This is a genomic window from Roseivirga sp. 4D4 (assembly GCF_001747095.1).
GTDB lineage: Bacteria > Bacteroidota > Bacteroidia > Cytophagales > Cyclobacteriaceae > Roseivirga.
In genome coordinates, this window is record NZ_MDGP01000001.1 from 3,222,455 (window position 1) to 3,242,451 (window position 19,997).

General features: G+C 41.8%; 10 protein-coding genes. 5 read left to right on the forward strand and 5 right to left on the reverse strand.

Annotation, left to right across the window (positions count from 1 at the left end; genetic code table 11):
* Positions 1-91: 91 nt before the first annotated feature.
* Positions 92-406, forward strand: coding sequence for a DUF721 domain-containing protein (locus tag BFP97_RS14180; protein WP_069843053.1), 315 nt, complete (start codon positions 92-94; stop codon positions 404-406).
* Positions 407-486: 80 nt separating this feature from the next.
* Here the strand turns inward: BFP97_RS14180 and BFP97_RS14185 are convergent, their stop codons facing one another.
* From BFP97_RS14185 to BFP97_RS14205, 5 genes are all read right to left on the reverse strand, one after another.
* Entirely contained in the window at positions 487-3,336 is a 2,850-nt protein-coding gene (locus tag BFP97_RS14185) for a M16 family metallopeptidase (RefSeq protein ID WP_069843054.1), read from the reverse strand.
* A 112-nt stretch (positions 3,337-3,448) separates the two neighbouring features.
* The gene (locus BFP97_RS14190; protein WP_069843055.1) at positions 3,449-4,036 is read right to left on the reverse strand and encodes a lipoprotein signal peptidase; all 588 of its coding nucleotides are present in this window, start codon (positions 4,034-4,036) and stop codon (positions 3,449-3,451) included.
* Between the two features lie 8 nt (positions 4,037-4,044).
* Positions 4,045-7,350, reverse strand: a complete 3,306-nt coding sequence (gene ileS / locus BFP97_RS14195; protein ID WP_069844324.1) for an isoleucine--tRNA ligase — start codon at positions 7,348-7,350, stop codon at positions 4,045-4,047.
* A gap of 21 nt (positions 7,351-7,371) precedes the next feature.
* Positions 7,372-9,795, reverse strand: a complete 2,424-nt coding sequence (locus BFP97_RS14200; RefSeq protein ID WP_069843056.1) for an efflux RND transporter permease subunit — start codon at positions 9,793-9,795, stop codon at positions 7,372-7,374.
* A gap of 78 nt (positions 9,796-9,873) precedes the next feature.
* On the reverse strand, positions 9,874-11,184 hold the full coding sequence (locus BFP97_RS14205) for a deoxyguanosinetriphosphate triphosphohydrolase (RefSeq protein WP_069843057.1): 1,311 nt from the start codon (positions 11,182-11,184) through the stop codon (positions 9,874-9,876).
* A gap of 361 nt (positions 11,185-11,545) precedes the next feature.
* Between BFP97_RS14205 and BFP97_RS14210 the strand changes: the two genes are divergently transcribed.
* The 4 genes from BFP97_RS14210 (at position 11,546) to BFP97_RS14225 (ending at position 19,995) form a co-directional block, all read left to right on the forward strand.
* On the forward strand, positions 11,546-14,536 hold the full coding sequence (locus BFP97_RS14210) for a SusC/RagA family TonB-linked outer membrane protein (protein ID WP_069843058.1): 2,991 nt from the start codon (positions 11,546-11,548) through the stop codon (positions 14,534-14,536).
* A gap of 7 nt (positions 14,537-14,543) precedes the next feature.
* Positions 14,544-16,034: a RagB/SusD family nutrient uptake outer membrane protein gene (locus BFP97_RS14215; RefSeq protein WP_069843059.1), complete on the forward strand. Its 1,491-nt coding sequence runs from the start codon at positions 14,544-14,546 to the stop codon at positions 16,032-16,034.
* 81 nt (positions 16,035-16,115) lie between these two features.
* Entirely contained in the window at positions 16,116-19,421 is a 3,306-nt protein-coding gene (locus BFP97_RS14220) for a CRTAC1 family protein (RefSeq protein WP_069843060.1), read from the forward strand.
* Positions 19,411-19,995, forward strand: coding sequence for a hypothetical protein (locus BFP97_RS14225; RefSeq protein ID WP_069843061.1), 585 nt, complete (start codon positions 19,411-19,413; stop codon positions 19,993-19,995). The genes BFP97_RS14220 and BFP97_RS14225 overlap by 11 nt, the downstream gene beginning before the upstream one ends.
* The last annotated feature ends 2 nt before the right edge of the window (positions 19,996-19,997 follow it).

Genomic DNA, 19,997 nt, shown 5'->3' on the forward strand with positions numbered 1-19,997 from the left:
GAACGACTTTGCAATAAATATTGACTAATTTCAATCTAATGCCAAACGACAACCACTGAATTGGTACTTTTGGTGTCCCAAACGGAAATAAATGAGACGAAGGTCGACCCAAAAAGGCAGAAAAAGTGAACCCGAAACTATCGGGAACGCCATTGGAGAAATGCTCAAGGCCTTTCGGATAGATGGAAAATTTTACGAGACAGATCTAATCAATTCCTGGGAACGCGTAATGGGTAAGCCGATCGCATCGAGGACATCCAAGATTTATATAAGGGACAAAAAGCTCTTCGTCCACATATCATCTGCTCCGCTGAAACATGAACTCAATATGTCTCGAGATAAGATTCTGGTGCTGTTAACCAAAGAGTTCGGACAGCCAATTGTGAATGAGGTAATTGTAAAATAGCTCCTTGACATAAAGCTAAAACGTCATCCTGAAATGAATTCAGAATGACGTCTGTTTACCGTTGAACTTCGGAGAATATCTTAGTTCTTCTTGATCTCTTGTTTTAAATCCCCCTCTTTTCTATTCTCGGGAAGTTTAACCACTTTGATCATATTATCTTTTGTCAAATACTTGTTCGCGGCTGCAATCACTGCTTCTCTTGTAATGGCATCTGCTCTTTCATTTCCTTTAAGGATCATTTCAAAATCATCACCACTTTTGAGATAAGCACCCATCATTGCAGACCAATAACTATTTTGCTTTATGGACTCTTCAAAGTTTTGCTTACGTGCAGTGACAATCTTCTGGAGATCCTCATCGGTAAACTCGCCATTCTTAATTTTTTCCAATTCAGTCAAAGCCGCCTGTGTTAATGCTTCCACGTTTTCCGGCTTACAAGGAAAAGAAATAGAAAAAAGAAACTGAGGTTCAGGATATTCCCGTGGTGATGCACTCGCTCCTGCGCCATATACCCCGCCCATTTCCTCACGTAAAGTCTCAATCATCTTATTGCTTAGGATACCAGCAATGGCGTTCATCAGACCGTTGTTCTCCATGGAATAGTCATAATCACCACTGATGGTGATGTTAACCTGACTCTTTTCGTCAACGCCTACATATACGTTTTCGCTAATCTGGCCTTTTCTTACCTGAAGGCCTACATCTTTATATGACTCCTTATTATTGTTTGATGGTAGGGTGGCTATGTACTGTTCTAGCAGTGGCTTAAACGTAGTCATATCCACGTTGCCAACAAATACAAACTGAAAGTCAGCCGCATTGGCAAATCGCTCCTTGTAGATTTCGATAGCCCTGTCTAAATCTATCTGATCAAGTTTCTCAGGGGTAGGAAACCCCACCCATGGATTGTCTTCGCCATACATGATTTCCTGCATCTGAATCTGATATTGGAAGTCTGGGCTAGAAGTAACATTGGCATAAAGGTTTTTCGTTCTTGTCAACCAACTATTAAACGCCTTTTCATCCTTTCTAACAGAAGTGAACTTCAGGTGTAGTAGTTGCATAAAAGTCTCTAAGTCTTTGACACTAGAAAAGCCAGATATATTCTCTTCATACAAACCGATGCCAGCATTTACGGAAGCAGTTTTCCCCGTCATAAATTTCCCTAAATCCACAGAGCTGAATTCTCCAATACCCATCTGGCTCACGATTTGCCCAGCATTCTGAACTGACATAAGCTCATCAGGGTTATAGAGAGAAGCTCCACCAAAACTGAAGCCAGTCATTCTCACCTCATCGTTCTTAAAATCCGTAGGCTTTATATACACATTAACTCCATTGGACAGGGTAAGCTGGGTGATGCCAGTGGTCTCATTAGTCAATTCATCAGTAACTTTTCCAGGGCTCGGCAAAGCGGTAATCAAGGAAGTCGCAATTTTATCTTCCACATAAGGCTTAATGCTGTTGTCATTCTTTGCATTGTCTAAAATGCTCAGTAATTCTTCTTCCGTTGGGATTTTATCCGCATCCTTGGTCTTTGCATTGATTTCTATGGTTCTGTTATCATCACGAATCCATCCTTTTACCAATTCATTGATCTCTTCCAACTTGATGGTTGGCATTACTTGCTCAAAGTACTCCAAACGCTGGGCCGGGCTTAAGAGTGAGCCGCCATTGAGGAAGTGACCTACATACTGGTTAACTATTCTCCAAGATTCCGCCTTATCCGCCTCTTTAACATTTCTTTCATAGCTGTTTTTATACGAAGCCATTGCACGCTCTAATTCGCCCTCTGTAAATCCATAGCGCCTAACTCTCTCGTTCGCAGAAACTGCCGCTTGAAACCCTTGCTTAAATTCATCTTCTTTGACACTAACATACATTCTATAGGCAAATTTGTCTCTTCCGAGCGTTCCACCATAGCTGCTAAAACTAAACTGGAACGGAGGGTTCTCAGATTGTACCAACTCGTTTAACCTTTGGTTGATCATTCTGGAATAGAGGCCTCTTAAGACACCTTTTCTAAACGATTCGAGCGTGTTTTCAGATTGTGCCTGACCCGGGGTAATAAACTCTACAGAAATGGTATTTCCGGTAGCTTCTTCATCAGTGGCTACGGCTATTCTTGTTCCCTCAAAATCTGGACGAGAGTAATAAACTCTTTCTTTAGGATTTTTAGGCCCTTCTATCTGGCCGAAGAATTTCTTAATGTCCATCTCCATCTGTTGAGCATCAAAATCTCCAACAGCTATTAGGCTCATTAGATCTGGTCTGTACCAGTCACGGTAAAACCGTTTGGCTGCATCATATTCGAAGTTCTCCAGTACTTCTGGCTTACCAATTGGCAAGCGCTCAGCATATCTGGACCCCGCTAGGGTGATAGGCCAAATTTGCTGTCTCATTCTTTCGAACGCGCCTAGTCTAAGCCTCCACTCTTCCATCACTACACCTCGCTCTTTATCTATCTCTTCATTGTCAAAAGTGGCCTGATGTGCCCAGTCACTTAGTACGGTGAGTGCTTTTCCAATATTTTCAGGATCGTCTGTTGGGATTGGAAGTATATAAACCGTTTCATCAAAACTGGTATATGCATTTAGATCCCCTCCGAATTCCAAGCCCATTTTTTGAAGGAAGTCGACCAGGTCGTTTTTCTCGAAGTTCTTGGTACCGTTAAACAGCATATGTTCAGAAAAGTGAGCCAAACCCTGTTGGTCATCATCTTCCAAAATAGAGCCCGCCTTAATGGCTAACCTGAACTCTACCCTATTTTCAGGGCGTTTATTCTCTCTTAAGTAGTAAGTAAACCCATTGTCAAGGGTTCCAATCTTTACAGATGGATCGTTTGGCAGCTCCTGAAAGCCTCTTACAGTAAGAGGTGATAACACACAGAATAGTGCGATCAGGCCAAGGAAGTATTTTGAGTTTTTCATTGGATTGGAGTTTGATTGTAAACTATCGAATTAGTTAATATATAGCTTAAACGATAAAACGAGAAATATTTTCACTTTATTTAACGAAATATTAATACAATGAGGAGATCGTTTAGATCTGGGCTTCTCTTTTTAAGAAACGCTTCTGAAAGATTAGAATTACAAACACCCCAATGAAGATGGCGGCATCGGCTATATTGAAGATTGGCCATAGCGCAACTTTCTTTCCTCCCCAAATCGGTATCCAGTCTGCTACATAGCCCTCCCAAACATCGAGATAGAGCATGTCGATCACCTGCCCATGAAACCAGGGCGTGATGACATCATAAGGAGCATTGTCCAAGAACACGCCATAAAAAATACTGTCTATCACATTGCCGATTGCTCCTCCAAGAATGGCGGCAATACTCCATAGCAATCCGGGGTGGTATTTTTTTTTGGCCATTCGATACAGCACGATACCTATCACCACCATGGCCAACATTCGGAATATGGTGAGGCCGAGTTTGCCATACTCCGAACCAAAGCGAAGCCCAAAAGCCATCCCTCTGTTAAGGATATAATGGAGCTTAAACCAATCACCCAATATGTTGATCTCGCCCGTTGGGCCCATCGCCATATTGAAATGCACCACTAGTTTTACCACCTGATCGATGATAATTACTCCCAAGGTTAAAAAGAAGTATTTGAGGTGCTTCAAGCTTAAACTTATCTCACTGAAATGCTAAGATCAATTTTCCAGTCATCAATTTCAACGGTCTGTGCCTGTTCTAAGGCATCCACTAATTCCAAGCTGAGTGCCTGAGTCTCTTCACAGATATAGTCTCTATTTGAGCTCAATGCTTGGTTTACGATGTCTTCATTGTTCAGAACGCGTACATCAATCTTGTCTTGCACATCCAGTCCCTGATCTTTTCTCAAGTTCTGAATACGGTTGACCAAATCTCGAGCAATACCTTCCTGACGAAGTGCTTCGGAAATGGTAATGTCAAGTGCGACAGTGGTTTTTCCTTCTGTCGCTACTGACCAACCTGGAATATCTTCGCTGCTGATTTCAACGTCATCAATGGTAAGCTGGATGGTTTCATCCTCCAAAGCCAAATCATATTGACCCTCTTTCTCAATTGTCGCAATGTCTTCCTGACCCCATTGGTTAATAGCGCCTGAGATCAGCTTCATCTTAGGACCGAATTTCTGACCTAGTGCTCTGAAATTAGGCTTCACTTTCTTTACTAAGACTCCTGAAGTATCGTCCAAAAACTCAACGTTCTTGACATTGACTTCAGACATAATTAAGTCTGCAACAGCTTCCACATGATGACGTGTAACTTCATCCAACACTGGAATCATAATCTTAGAAAGTGGCTGCCTTACTTTTATCTTCTCCTTCTTGCGGATTGAATGCGTGAGGGAAGAAACGGTCTGAGCCAATGCCATCTGCGCCTCTAAATCATTGTTAATGCAAGCCTCATCGGCCACAGGAAAATCCGTCAAGTGAACAGATTCACTTTGATCAAGTCCACTTACAGCATTCAGGTCATTGTATAGGTTTTCCATGTAGAAAGGCGCAATTGGTGCACCTAACTTGGCCACAGTCATTAAACAAGTATATAGGGTCTGATAGGCAGCACGCTTATCATCATTATACTCGCCCTTCCAGAACCGTTTCCTATTCAGACGGACATACCAGTTACTCAGCTCATCGGCCACAAAGTCCATGATGGCTCTGGCAGCACGTGTCGGCTCGTACTCATCATAAGCAGCATCCACCGTTTTGATGAGAGTATTGAGTCTTGAAAGAATCCAACGATCACTTTCTGGTCTTTCAACCAAAGGAATTGCAGCTTCTTCGAATTTGAATCCGTCAAGATTTGCGTATAGCGCGAAGAAGTTATAGGTATTATGAAGTGTACCGAAGAACCTTCTTTGTACCTCGCCTACGCCTTCAATATTGAATTTTAGGTTATCCCATGGGTTCGCATTGGAGATCATATACCAACGTGTGGCATCTGGTCCGTACTCCCCGATGGTCTTGAATGGATCTACGGCATTGCCCAATCGCTTGGACATTTTATTGCCATTCTTATCCAGTACGAGCCCGTTCGCTATTACGTTTTTAAAGGCCACTTTATCATGAAGCAATACGCCTAAAGTATGGAGCGTAAAGAACCAACCTCGTGTTTGATCGACTCCCTCAGCGATGAAGTCTGCCGGAAAGCTCTTTTCAAAAATGTCTCCGTTCTCAAATGGATAATGCCACTGTGCATAAGGCATTGCTCCCGAATCGAACCAAACATCGATCAAGTCGAGCTCACGCTTCATTTTTTGACCAGAGTCACTGACTAAAATGATGTCGTCTACATAAGGTCTATGTAAATCAAAGTCATCAGAAATCTGCTCATTCATGAAACCAGCATCTACTGACTTCTGAACCTCATCTTTCAGCTCAGCGATCGAACCGATACACTTTTGTTCTTTCTTATCTTCAGAAACCCAAATCGGTAGTGGTGTTCCCCAATATCTCGATCTACTGAGGTTCCAGTCTACCAGGTTCTCCAACCAATTACCAAAACGGCCTTCGCCCGTAGAGGCTGGCTTCCAGTTGATGGTCTTGTTGAGTTCTACCAATCGATCCTTATAGGCGGTGGTTTTGATAAACCATGAATCCAATGGATAGTAAAGCACTGGTTTATCTGTGCGCCAGCAATGCGGATAGGAGTGCTCGTATTTTTCGACTCTAAAGGCTTTGTTTTCTTCCTTCAGCTTAATGGAAATCAATACATCTAGCGACTTTTCAGGAGCCTCCTCTTCTTTGTAGTATTGATTTTTGACGTACATGCCGGCAAAATCCGTGATCTCTTTCACGTATCTACCTTGCTTGTCCACGATCGGTACATCCTTACCCTCTTCGTCTTTCACGAAGACACCTGGCATATTGTACTGTGCAGATGTTCTAAAGTCATCGGCACCAAAAGTCTTTGAAATATGAACGATACCCGTACCATCTTCCGTAGTTACAAAGTCGCCCACTACCACTGTAAAAGCTGGTTTCTCTAAAGGAATGTATGGCATCAGCTGCTCATAGTCCATTCCTTCCATATCACGGCCTTTGAAAGAATCAATTACTTCAAAAGGAATAAGCTTGTCACCTGGATTGTAATCCTCAAGCTTCAAGTCTTTGGCCTTGTCATTGAAATAGTAACCAACTCGATCCTTTGCAAGGATGACATTGATCGGTTCAAAGGTGTACTGATTAAAAGTCTTCACCTTCACATATTCAATCCCAGCGCCTACAGCTAAGCCATTGTTTGCCGGAAGCGTCCACGGTGTGGTCGTCCAGGCAAGGATGTAATCATTCTCAGTACCAGATACTTTAAACTGGGCCGTTAGTGACGTATCCTTGATGTCTTTGTAAGTACCTGGTTGGTTCAACTCGTGGGAACTTAGACCAGTACCAGCAGCAGGAGAATAAGGCTGTATCGTATAGCCTTTGTAGATGAGGTCTTTGTCATAAAGCTCTTTTAGCATGCTCCAGACTGACTCGATATATTCTTTTTCGAAAGTGATGTATGGATTGTCAAGGTCGACCCAATAACCCATCTTTTCAGTAAGGTCATCCCAGATATCCTTGAAACGCATCACCGTTTCGCGGCACTTTTGATTGTACTCATCGACAGAGACTTTCTTGCCGATGTCTTCCTTCTTAATGCCTAGTTCTTTCTCTACCTGAAGCTCAACAGGAAGGCCATGGGTATCCCAACCGCCTTTACGTTTTACCTGAAATCCTTTTTGAGTTTTGTAACGACAGAAAATATCCTTGACCGTTCTGGCCATGACATGGTGAATACCAGGCGTACCGTTAGCAGATGGTGGCCCTTCAAAGAATGTAAAAGTCGGTTTGCCTTCTTTTTCAGAAACTGACTTTTCAAAAATCTCATTGTCTTTCCAGAATTGAAGTATGTCTTCGCCAACCTTCGCAAATTCCGGTTTCTTGTACTCTTTATACTTACTCACTCTAATTCCTTTCAATACTTATTACCTATCGGTAGAACCCAAGAATGGGTCGTCTTTCTTTATCAATAAATTGTCTGTGTCTATCTCTTCGTCATCATCTTCGATGTAGAACTCATAGTGCTCAATCAAAGGATGAATCTTTTGGTTTCGCTTTCCACTGTCAAAAACCATCAACAATGCCGGTAACAGTGTCAGGTTAGTAATCATGGCAAAGAACAAAGTCAGCGATGTCAACAAACCTAGGGCGACCGTCCCTCCGAAATCCGAAAACACGAAAATCACAAATCCGAAGAACAGTATGATCGAAGTATACAGCATACTCGATCCCGTTTCTCTGATACTATTGCTAATCGCCACGGGCACGAAGAAGTTCTTCGCGAAAAGTTCTTGTCTATACTTTGCCAAAAAGTGGATCGAATCGTCAACAGATATCCCAAAGGCAATGCTGAAAATCAATGCTGTGCTCGGTTTTAATGGAATACCAAAGAAGCCCATGATTCCGGCCGTCATGATCAATGGAATGAAATTCGGAATCAGCGAAATGATGATCATCCGGATATTGGCAAAAAGGATCGCCATAATCACAGCGATAATGGCAAAAGCCAATAGCAGGGAGAAACGCAAGTTCTCTATCAAGAACTTATTTCCCTTAACAAACAAAAGAGTCGAACCTGTAACAGCCGTCTCTATCTTCTCATCGTCAAAAACCTTATCTATTTCTGGCTGAACTACGTTGGTGATCAGTGAGTCCATTTTCTGGGAGCCTATATCGGCTATCTTCAATGACACTCGCATCACCTGCCCTGTAGAGTCCACAAAAGAATCCAATAAACCCGCGTCTCCATCACGATTACTCAAATAGCTGAGAATTACATTCCGATCACTTGGACTAGGGAGACCGTAAAATCGCTCATTGCCATTATAAAAGGCTTGTCTCACCGCCTTGGCAAAAGAGACGATTGAAATAGGCGAAGAAATATTCTCCAAAGGCTCCAAAGCTTTTTCCAGACGATCCACTTTTCTGAGATTCCGAGCATTAATAGTGGATTTTGGTTTACCAAAGTCTATAATAATTTCTAGCGGCATTACTCCACTGAAATTATCCTCAAAGAAATATAGGTCTTGCTTCAGTTCTGACTTTTCAGGAATATCATCGACCATATAGGCCACCGAATAAAGCCTTGTTAAACCGATAATAGCGAATGTCAGGATGACTGCCGTGACGGCAAAAACACGATAGCGATGCCTATGGACAATAAGATCCAATAGGCCCAGAAACTTACCCACCGCCTTGAATTCTAAATGCTTGAGTTGATTCTTTTTTGGGGCTGGTAAATAAGAAAGTATGCCTGGGATCAGAATGATACTGACTATAAAGGTCGCCAGAATATTGATTCCAGCTACCAGGCCAAACTCCTTGAGTAATTTGATATCGGTAGTTACCAGAACTAAGAATCCAATCGCAGTAGTAAAGTTCGTAATGAAAGTCACCAAACCAATCTTTCGGACCATTCTGCTAAGCGCCTTCGGCTTGTTGCCATGCTTGGCAAACTCTTGATGGTACTTGTTAATTAGGTATACACCATTAGGTATACCGATGACCACAATGATGGAGGGTATCAAGCCCATCAGGATGGTGATATTGTAGTTCAATAGCCCAATTGTTCCAAGTACCCAAACCACAACCACGCTGATCACAATCAATGGCACAAATACGGAAGTGAAGGAACGGAAAAACAGGAATAGAATGAGTGCTGTGATGCTCAAAGACAAGACGATGAAAAGTCTTAGCTCTTTATTAGTCTTTTGTTGCATGATGGTCCGCACAAAGGGCATCCCAGAATAGTGTAGATCGATGCCTGTATCTGCGGCAAATTCCTCACCTATCTTTTTGATCTCATTAACTATGTCATTTCGCCCTGCAGAGTTGAGTACCTCCCGTTCCATATTAATAAGGATCAGCGTTGCACCATTTTCCGGGTTAAGCAATTGGCCAGCATAGAACTTCAGGCCGAGCGCCTCTTGCAAGAGCGCATCTAATTCTTCCTGGGTTTTGGGGGACTCCTTCATCAGAGCCTCCAGGTCGAAACTCCGGTTGTCTTGGTTCTTGACAATCTTTTGCAGAGCCGGCAATGATATGACATTACTAATGCCTTCAAGGCCTGCAATCGTTTCGCTTAGTTCTTTGTACTTATTGAAGTTCTCTAGCTGAAATAGTGTGCTATCCTTTGCACCAACCACCAGGATATTACCGTCCTCGCCAAACTTTTCTTTAAAGTTCTGGAAATAGCGATAGCTCTCGTCTGTGCTTGGTACGGCTGTATTGAAATTGAATGCCATCTTGACATTCCTTGCCTGATAGCCCATAAAGGCAGTAAACAGGAAGATCGAGATGATCAATATAAGCCTGTATTTCAATACGATATGAGGGAGTTTAGACCACATTTTCAAACAAGAGGACAAAGGTAATATTTTCCCCTTTCTATCATATTCGAATCACTCCTTATTAATAGGTATAAAAAGCTAGCGCATGCTCGGCAAGGATATGCCCATGAGTTTTCTGTAGAGGCTCATTGCGTTGGAATCGGTCAAACCAGAAATATAATCTAGCAAGGCCCTCAGTGCTGTGTACTGATCGGCACACGTTTTAATCTCCGTTTTCACATCTTCAGGCAATAACCGAAATGCAACGGACTGTTTCTTAGAGATTGTCGATTGGTTTATCACAGCCGGTACAAATGACTCAAGTAATCCATTCAAGACATTAAAGCCCGCTGCTTCAATCTCAACCACATGCTGAGCACGATAAATCTTATGAATAGACACATTCTTGATTTCTTCTAAAGCCTCCTTGGCCTGAATATCATCTGTAAGCGATATGTCATATACCCCTGAAAGTATCTCGGCTTCATTAGCCAAGAAATGTTCAACACTTTGCTCAATGAGTGCCCCGATCGACATTGCTCTTAACAACGCTATTTGCTCGGCCTTACTCTTTATGGTCTTCAGTTTAGCAGCATCAAACTTAGAACCAATTACCTGAGCATATAAAGCCACAGTATCCTCATGGCTAATAAGTCCCAAGTTACAGCCGTCTTCCAGGTCGATAATGTGGTAACAAATGTCATCAGCTGCCTCAACCAAAAAGGCCAATGGGTGACGGCACCATTGTTCTTCAGCAAGTGAATGAAGTTGCAGGTCTTCAGCCAGTGACTTAAAGATTTCTGACTCTGAATGGTAAAAACCGTATTTCTTTTGACTCCTTCTAGGTTTGAATTTATCAGCGACTTTCGATGGTCTTGGATACTTGGTAAATGCAGCCAGGGTAGGTTTGGTGAGCCTTAAACCCTGATAACCTGATTTATTCAGAAGCCTAAAACCCTGAGCGTTCCCTTCAAAATTGATTAAATCGAACCATTGTTGCTCCGAAAAATCCGTTTCCAACAAATCCTTATTTGTGACGAAGTAATCAGAAATAGCATCTTCTCCGGAATGTCCAAAAGGAGGGTTACCAATATCATGAGCCAAGGATGCCGATGCGGTGATCAAACCAAAATCGTTTGCACTAAAGAAAGGCTCCAAATCAGGATGTCTCTGCAAAATGACCGCACCTACGGTTCTACCCAAAGACCTCCCAACGCTTGAAACCTCGAGACTATGCGTCAAACGATTGTGTACAAAATCATGTTCTGGGAGTGGATGTACCTGTGTTTTGTCTTGCAACTTTCTAAAAGGATGTGAGAATATTATTCGGTCAAAGTCTCTGTCAAACACCGATCGATCTGTGTTCTTCTGATGAGATTCTCCACTATCCAAGAGTACTTTCCAGTCCATTGCAAAAATTGTTTACGGGCTGAAATTAGACATCCTCGGCTTCAGCACAAATTATTATGAATTAAACCGTATTTCATGGCTATCCAAACGCTTAAATCGGTTGATGATTTTCGGCTTTTTTTCTGACCGTTTAGAGGGCTCAAGTATTAATTAACATGAGCTTAATATGAGTCTGCGAATCTGAGAGTTAGATTCACTAAACGTGCGTTTACTATGCGAAAATCGCGATTTACTGCAAACGTTTGCGTTAATTTTAGGTTAAGTCGGCTATGAATTACCCCCCAGTAATAGTACTTTAAGCATTCGATTGCACTTTTTTGGCCGAATTCGGCCTTAAATCAAGTAAATTAAAAATGATTGTATGAAAAAGTTTTTACTAATCCTACTTGTTATGTCAGTGGGTTTCCAAGGGGCACTACTGGCTCAAACAAAGACCGTTACCGGTACGGTTACAGGGGGCGATGACGGCTTAGGCATCCCACGTGTAAACGTAACGGTTAAAGGTACTACTCGAGGTGAGGCGACCAATTTAGATGGTACGTACTCCATTCAAGTAGCTGCCAACGAAACATTAGTTTTCTCCTTTGTGGGGTATATCTCACAGGAGGTACTAGTGGGTACACAGAGCACTATTAATATAGTGTTACAACCAGACTACGCTGAGCTAGACGAAATCGTAGTTGTGGGTTATGGATCTCAAGAAAAGAAAGAGATCACAAGTGCTGTAGCCAGCATTAAGCCTGAAGATTTTAACAGCGGTAACATTTCAAATCCTACCCAGTTACTTCAAGGTAAAGTTGCAGGTCTATCCATTACAAGACCAGGTGGTGACCCGAACGGTGGCTTTAACATCCGTTTAAGAGGTATCTCAACTTTCGGTGGTAACCAAGCTCCACTTATTGTATTAGATGGTGTTCCAGGTGCAGACCTTGGAAACGTTGACCCGAATGATATTGCATCTATCGATGTATTGAAAGATGGTTCGGCTGCCGCAATCTATGGTGCTAGAGGTTCTTCTGGTGTTATCCTTATTACTACTACTAAAGGTAATACTGGTGAAGGAGTGACTAATATCTCTGTTAACACTTTTGCAAGTATCGAGCAGAAGACGTTGAACAAAATCAGCGTTCTTGGAAGAGACGAGTTCCTTGCAAGAGGTGGAACTGACTTTGGCTCAGATACTGATTGGATTGACGTAATTACTCAGGATGCATTCTCATACGCTACTAACGTAAGTTTGAGCGGTTCTATGGGTGGTACTTCGTACCGTGCTTCTGTTAACTACAGAAATAATGAAGGTATTGTTAAGGGTTTCAAAAACGAAAGACTTAACACTAGACTTAATGTTACGCACAATGCGATCAACGATCGTTTGAGATTAACTGCTAACATTAACATCACTAATGGATCATTTGGTGCTAAAAACAACAACCTGTTTGATTTCGCATTGACTTACAATCCTACTGCCCCAATTTTTGATGATGGTACTATTAGCCAGAACAGTTTGGGTGGTTACTTCCAAACGCTTGCTTCTTCTGACTTCTTCAACCCTGAAGCATTAAGAAGAGAGCAAAACTTCAGCGGTACTAACAAGACCATTCTTGCATCTTTTAGAGGTGAGTTTGATATCACAGACGATTTGACTGTTGCTGTTCAGTATAACCAAGATAGATTTACTGGTTTGAACGCTAACTCTTGGAGTAAGTCTGATTTCGACTTTGGAGGACCTTTCGGTGGTGTTGCAGGCAGATCTACTGATGACAGATTTACTGAAATCATCACAGGTACTTTGAACTATAACACTCAAATTGCTGAAGGACTTGATGCGAATTTCTTAATTGGTGCTGAGCGTCAGGAAATTTCAAGCGAAGGTTTTGGTCTTCAGACTCGTCAGTTCCTTTTCGATTCTTTCGGAGCGAATAACTTAGGTGCTGGTGCATTGTCAGCAGGCCCTGGAACTAACTACTACTCTTATAAGAATGCTAATGTATTGAATTCAGCATTCTTCAGAGCCAACCTCAATTTCCAAGGTATATATTTCATCTCTGCCAGTGTGCGTTCTGAGTCTTACTCAGGCTTTGGTGAGAATGAGAAAACAGGTTACTTCCCAGCGGTATCAGCAGGTGCTGAGCTTACTGAAATTGCTGACTTAGGTCCTATTTCACAATTGAAATTCAGAGTTTCATATGGTATTACGGGAGCACTTCCTCCTTCTGCTGACTTAGCACTTCCAGTATTTAGAAATGGTGGTAGAATTGATTTGGATGGTGACGCAAATACTACTGATGATCAGTACATTGCTCCAAGACAATCTCAAAATGCTAACCCAACCTTGAAGTGGGAAACCAAAAAGGAATTCAACGTTGGATTCGATTTTGCAATCCTTGACGGTAAGATCACTGGTACTACTGATTACTACACAAGAAACATTGAAGACCTTATCTTCAATATTCCTGTGCCAATTGGAGCTCCAAACCCATTCGATGATGGAAACTTCAACACTGTAGGTTCTACTTGGGTAAACCTTGCAGATTTAAGATCAGCTGGATTTGAGTTTTCTGCTGCATACAACGGATTGAAAATTGGCCAAGTTTCTTGGACTCCTTCTTTCAACTTCACTATCTACGACAAAACCACAATTGAGAAATTATCAATTGGTGATGGTCTTGGTTTCGAAGAAATCCGTGGTGGTAACTTAGGTTCTCCAGGACAAAACAACACACAGATTATTCTTAATACTGTGGGTGAGACATTAGGTAACTTCGTAGGTGCTAAATTTATCGGTATCGATGAGAACGGCCAGTATGTTCTAGAAGATGCAAATGGTGTAAGAGGTAATTCTGCTGCAGACTTTGCTCTTGACGATTTAGCAGTTATTGGTAACGCGCTTCCTGATGCGGACTTTGGTATCAATAACTCTTTCAGATATAACAACTGGGATTTCAGTTTCTTCTTGAGAGGTAGTATCGGTCACGACCTATATAACTCGTTCAGAAGTTTCTATGAAAACCAAGATGCTAGTACAAGTGCATGGAATAGTGTTGTAACTGACAAAACTCCTGTCGTGACTGCGTCACCTACGTTCTCTGATTTATATATCGAGGATGCAACGTTCATCAGACTTGATAACTTGCAGTTAGGATATGCTGTTCCTTCTAACTCTGATTGGGTTGAGAACATCAATGTGTACTTCGCTGCGCAGAACTTGTTCACAATCACAAACTACACTGGTTTAGATCCTGAGGTAAGATATACTGATGGTGGTAACCCATTGGTTCCTGGTCTTGAAAGAAGAAACACGTTTATTCCTACGAGAACATTTACACTCGGTGTGAAATTGAATATTAAATAATTAAGAAATGATTAGATATACTAAAACGACAATTCTTGCTGTGGCGCTACTTTTTGTAGCAGCGGCTTGTGAGGAACCGGTGCAGGAAATTTTCGATGGTGTAACTCCAGAGGAACTCGCAAATAGCACGGAGCCTGCGCTAATTGATGTGTTGAAAGCTTCAGCTTATCAGCGTATCATTGGAACATGGGGAGGTCATAACTCTCTATGGTCAATGCACGAAGTAGCTTCAGATGAGATGTTAATTGCTCATAAAGGAGCTGACTGGGAAGATGGTGGTCAGTGGTTAAGAATGCACAGACACGAGTACAACGAAAACGAGGAATCAATAAACAACGCTTGGGCTTACTGCTACGGAGCAATTGGTGATATCAACCTTTTGATTCAGCAGAACCCTAACGTTACAGCTTTAGTATCTGAGCTCGTGATACTTCGTTCACTTATTTACCTTTGGTTAATTGATGCCTACGGTAATGTGCCGCTTGTATTAGAGACTGATACTGATCCAACGCCTCCAACTCGTACGAGAGCTGATATTTTCACGTTTATTGAAAATTCTGTTCTTGATAACATCGCTAACCTTTCTTCTGAAAACACGAAGACTACACTAAATGAGTGGTCAGCACGTGCAATCTTAGCGAAGCTTTACTTGAATGCTGAAGTGTATACTGGAAGCGCAAGATGGGCTGACGCTGAAACTCAGATTGACCTAATCATTAATGGTGGTGTATTCAGTTTAGAGAACAACTTCTTCTCGAACTTCGTGACTAACAACGAAAACTCAAGCGAGAATATCTTGACATTGCCATATGATGAGAACAATGCAGGTGGTTTCAATATTGCTCAGATGACTGGTCACTACCAGACTCAGGCAACATTTGATCTTCAAGATTCTCCTTGGAATGGATACGCTTCTCTAGAAGAGTTCTACAATGCTTTTGAGACTAATGATGCAAGAAGAAATAGCTTCCTTGCTGGTCCTCAGTTTGCATTAGATGGTAGCCCTTTGACAGATGATAACGCTGAAGATGCTGACCCTGATGGTCCTGGACTTAACTTTACGCCAGAAATCAACGAATTAGCTCCTAATTCATTGAGACAAGCTGGTGTTAGAGTTGCTAAGTTCGAATACAGAGTTGGTGCAACACCTAACTTGAGTAATGACTTCCCAATTTTCAGATACGCTGATATCTTGTTAATGAAAGCAGAAGTTATGCACAGACAAGGTAATTCAGCTGGTGCTTTGAATTATGTAAACCAAATCAGATCAAGAGCTGGTATTGACCCGCTTACTACTTTAACTGACGACATCCTTCTTGCTGAAAGAGGTAGAGAAATGTTTGCTGAAGGTTATAGAAGATCTGACCTAATTAGATTCGGCAAATATAATGACGCTTGGTGGGAGAAAAATGCTTCTAACCCATCTGTCAATATCTTCCCGATTCCAAGAATCCAATTGGATGCTAACCCAGATTTACAACAAAACCCTGGATATTAACTAGGATTACTTTATCATAATCATTGAAAAGGCCCCGATTAGTCGGGGCCTTTTTTGCTCTATATTTCACATCTTTGTAAGATGCCTCATCGGTTAAAGTTCTACTTACTGTTTTCATTATCCTTAATCACCCTTGGCTGTACGAAGTCGAGAGACAAGGCTCCCCTATTTGAAAAAGTCAGTGCTTCTGAATCAGGAATAGATTTTGAAAATCAATTGGAATATGATGAGCAACTGAACGCCTATACTTACAAAAACTTCTACAATGGAGCCGGAGTATCATTAGGCGACATCAACAATGACGGACTAACGGACATTTATTTCTCTGGCAACCTCGTTGATAATAAGCTCTATCTGAATAAGGGCAACTTTCAATTTGAAGATATCACCGAGTCTGCCGGTGTTTCCTGCAAAAACGTCTGGTCATCTGGGGTGTCAATGGCCGATGTTAATGGCGATGGCCTACTCGATATTTTCGTATGTAAATCTGGTCCTTTAGAAGGAGAGCATAGATACAATCAGCTGTTCATTAATAACGGTGACCTAACCTTTACAGATAAGGCCAAGGAGTATGGCGTTGACGAGATCGGGCTTTCTATTCATGCCGCTTTTTTTGATTACGACAGAGATGGTGATTTAGACCTTTACCTATTGAATAATAGTACCAGATCTGTCGGTGGGTATGATCTTCGCCAAGGGCAACGAGAAGTAAGAGACCCAAATGGGGGTAATAAGCTCTACCGAAATGACGGTGAAATTTTCACTGATGTCAGTGAGGAAGCCGGAATCTACGGAAGCGCCATTGGCTTTGGACTCGGAGTAACGGTAGCAGATATTAACCAAGACAACTGGCCTGACATTTTTGTTTCGAACGACTTCTTCGAACGTGACTACCTATACCTGAACAATCAGGATGGAACCTTCACCGAATCTTTAGAACAACTCATTCCTGAAACTAGTATGGGCTCTATGGGTGCGGATATTACCGATCTCAATGATGACGGCTATCCAGAAATCTATGTCACTGAAATGCTTCCAGCATCTCAGGAAAGAGTCAAGACCAAAACACTTTTTGAGAGTTGGGATAAATACCAAGCCAACGTTAATAGCGGTTATCATCATCAGTTTACTAGGAATACACTTCAACAGAACCTTGGCATCAACCCAGAAAATAACAAGGAAGTAGTCTTCAGTGAAATAAGTAGGCAGGCAGGTGTACATGCCACAGATTGGAGCTGGGGAGCCCTGATGTTTGACTATGACAATGATGGTAAGTCGGACATTTTTGTAGCTAATGGTGTAGTCAAAGACCTTACCGACCAAGACTATATTAACTTTTATGCAAATAACACGCTCCTTTTCGAGCAGTATCGAGCCGATAGTCTAGTCGTAACGAAATTACTAGATGCCATACCTTCTGTACCCCTTCAAAACCACCTCTTTCAAAATCAGGGAGACTTTCAGTTTGAAGACAAAGCTGAGCAAGCAGGCCTGACAGATAAAGCCTTTTCGAATGGAGCAGCGTATGGAGACCTTGACAATGACGGAGACCTTGATTTAATTGTTAATAATATCAATAGTCCCGCACTCATTTATAGAAACCTCAGTAGCCAAAACACAGAGAATCATTATCTGCAACTAGGCTTTGAATCTTTGGAAGCTCACCAACTGTTCGGCACGAAAGTCAGTGTTTATTCCGGAGAATTGAAGCTCACCAAAGAGTTCCATCCTGTCAAAGGATACATGTCTTCAATGGACCATATCCTTCACTTCGGTTTGGGAAGTCTACCTAAGGTTGATCGAATTGCAATCACTTGGCCTGATGATTCAGAATCAGAGTTACTCAATGTAGCAGTTGACCAGAAGATTGTGCTCTCCAAAAAGAGGTTGGAAGCTAAACCATCTCATCTCAGAACCTCTCAAGCTTCTGTGTTCAAGCAAACCCCTATTCAAGGAGAATTTACTCATACAGAAAATCAATTTATCGACTTTGATCGTGATAGACTGCTCTTTCAGATGAGTTCTAACGAGGGGCCGGCTGTGGCTATTGGCGACATCAATGGTGACAAGCTAGAAGACCTATTCATCGGAGGAGCCAAAGGGTTCTCAGGTAAAATTCACCTTCAAAAAGTAGATGGATCATTCACTACTACTCTTCTAAATCAGGACCTGCTGTCCGAAGATATTGACGCCTCTTTTATCGACCTGGACAAGGATGGTGATCTGGATCTGATTGTCGCTAGTGGAGGCTATGAATACGGGGCTCTGGACCCCGTCCTACAAGACAGAATTTACTTAAATGATGGCAAGGCAAATTTTGAACGGATGCCATGGACCCAATTCCAATCAGTCAGTGAAAGTTCCGCCTTTTTGAAACCCATTGACTTTGATGGCGATGGTGACTTGGACTTAGTTTCAGGAACGCGAAGCACCCCATTCGCCTATGGCATACCTGGAAGCATCCATCTTTATGAAAATAACAACCAGACCTTTAATGAAGTCAAAGGTGTCACCTCTTTTAAAGAAGTAGGAATGATGACAGATGGGGTCGTTTCAGACATTGACGGTGACGGTGATGATGATTTAATAGTTCTTGGAGAATGGATGGGAATCAAGGTTTTCAGCAATCACCAGGGTGTATTTGAGGTTGAAGAAATCCCGATTTCCAAAGGTCTATGGCACAGCCTTTCGATTGCGGATATGAATAACGATGGGCTTCTTGATATTATCGCGGGTAATCATGGGCTAAATAGTCGATTAAAAGCAGATATTGATCACCCACTGTCAATTTATGTCAACGACTTCGATCAAAACGGAAGTATTGAGCAAATTATCACGCAGTTCGAAGGGGAAACCAGTTACCCCATTGTTCTACTTCCGGATTTGGTTAAGCAACTTCCTGGTCTGAGAAAAAAATATGTCAAACATGAAAGCTATAAGGATCAGACTATCGAAGATATATTTGATCAAGAGACACTAGGCAATTCCTTAAAAAGTCAGGCTAATGAGCTTAGAACAAGCATATTCTTCCAAGAACCTAACGGAGGTTTCAGGAAGGTTCCTGTACCCGCAGAGGCCCAATTTTCACAGGTTTTTAGCATTCTTCCAGAGGATGTTAATGATGACGGTCTAATTGACCTGATCATAGGAGGTAATCAAACACGAATGAAGCCTGAAATGGGTATCAATAATGGTTCATATGGCTTAACTTTACTCAATCTTGGTAATGAAGATTTCAAGGCACTAAAACCCTCAGAATCTGGTATTCTGGTCCGAAATGATACGCGCCAAATCAAGAAAATCGAGATAAGAGGTGAAGGTGTTTTTCTTTTTGTGAGAAGTAATGAAAGTAGCCTTGCCTACAAAAAAGTAATAAATGAAGAGTAGATCGATAATTGTCAGCTTAATGATGCTAATGCTGGTAGGTCTGTACACTAGCTGCACCAAAAAATCGGAGTATCAAAAACTAGTGGAAACGGAGTTAAGCACAAACGTACGTCAAGATAGCCTCTATCTAGGTATCAGTCTTCAAATGGAGTCCAAGGAGTTCTTTGTTCACTGCTGGGAAATGAATAAAAAGGGCCTACTCACCAATGGGGTAGGGAACCAAATTAAGTATGATGTTAGCGAGTACTTTAAAGAAAGTACATCCATGCACTTCTATCCCAAGTTCGCAGATGGAAGAATCTACGAAATGCCCGTAGAGTTTAAGTATAACAACTGGTCCCTTTGGAACGAAGACCTTTCTGTTGAGAACTTGATGGAAGAGGTTATTGATGTATTGGAATCATGGTACGGAGAAGGTTTTATCAAGATGGTAAGTGATGATGGTTCTAAGACAGTTTGGGTAAAAGTGGACGGCAACAGGCGCATAAGGGTATATAGACAGAGTATATCCTCTGTAGCCGTGGTTTTTACGGACTTGGTTAAAATGAATGAGATCAATAGCGAAAAGTCCTAAAA

What these genes read in the sequence shown, in the direction of transcription:
- BFP97_RS14200 (WP_069843056.1), bottom strand. Translation starts at nt 9,795, where the DNA reads ATGTGGTCTAAACTCCCTCATATCGTATTGAAATACAGGCTTATATTG.
- BFP97_RS14225 (WP_069843061.1), top strand. Translation starts at nt 19,411, where the DNA reads ATGAAGAGTAGATCGATAATTGTCAGCTTAATGATGCTAATGCTGGTA.
- BFP97_RS14210 (WP_069843058.1), top strand. Translation starts at nt 11,546, where the DNA reads ATGAAAAAGTTTTTACTAATCCTACTTGTTATGTCAGTGGGTTTCCAA.
- BFP97_RS14180 (WP_069843053.1), top strand. Translation starts at nt 92, where the DNA reads ATGAGACGAAGGTCGACCCAAAAAGGCAGAAAAAGTGAACCCGAAACT.
- BFP97_RS14220 (WP_069843060.1), top strand. Translation starts at nt 16,116, where the DNA reads ATGCCTCATCGGTTAAAGTTCTACTTACTGTTTTCATTATCCTTAATC.
- BFP97_RS14205 (WP_069843057.1), bottom strand. Translation starts at nt 11,184, where the DNA reads ATGGACTGGAAAGTACTCTTGGATAGTGGAGAATCTCATCAGAAGAAC.
- BFP97_RS14185 (WP_069843054.1), bottom strand. Translation starts at nt 3,336, where the DNA reads ATGAAAAACTCAAAATACTTCCTTGGCCTGATCGCACTATTCTGTGTG.
- BFP97_RS14215 (WP_069843059.1), top strand. Translation starts at nt 14,544, where the DNA reads ATGATTAGATATACTAAAACGACAATTCTTGCTGTGGCGCTACTTTTT.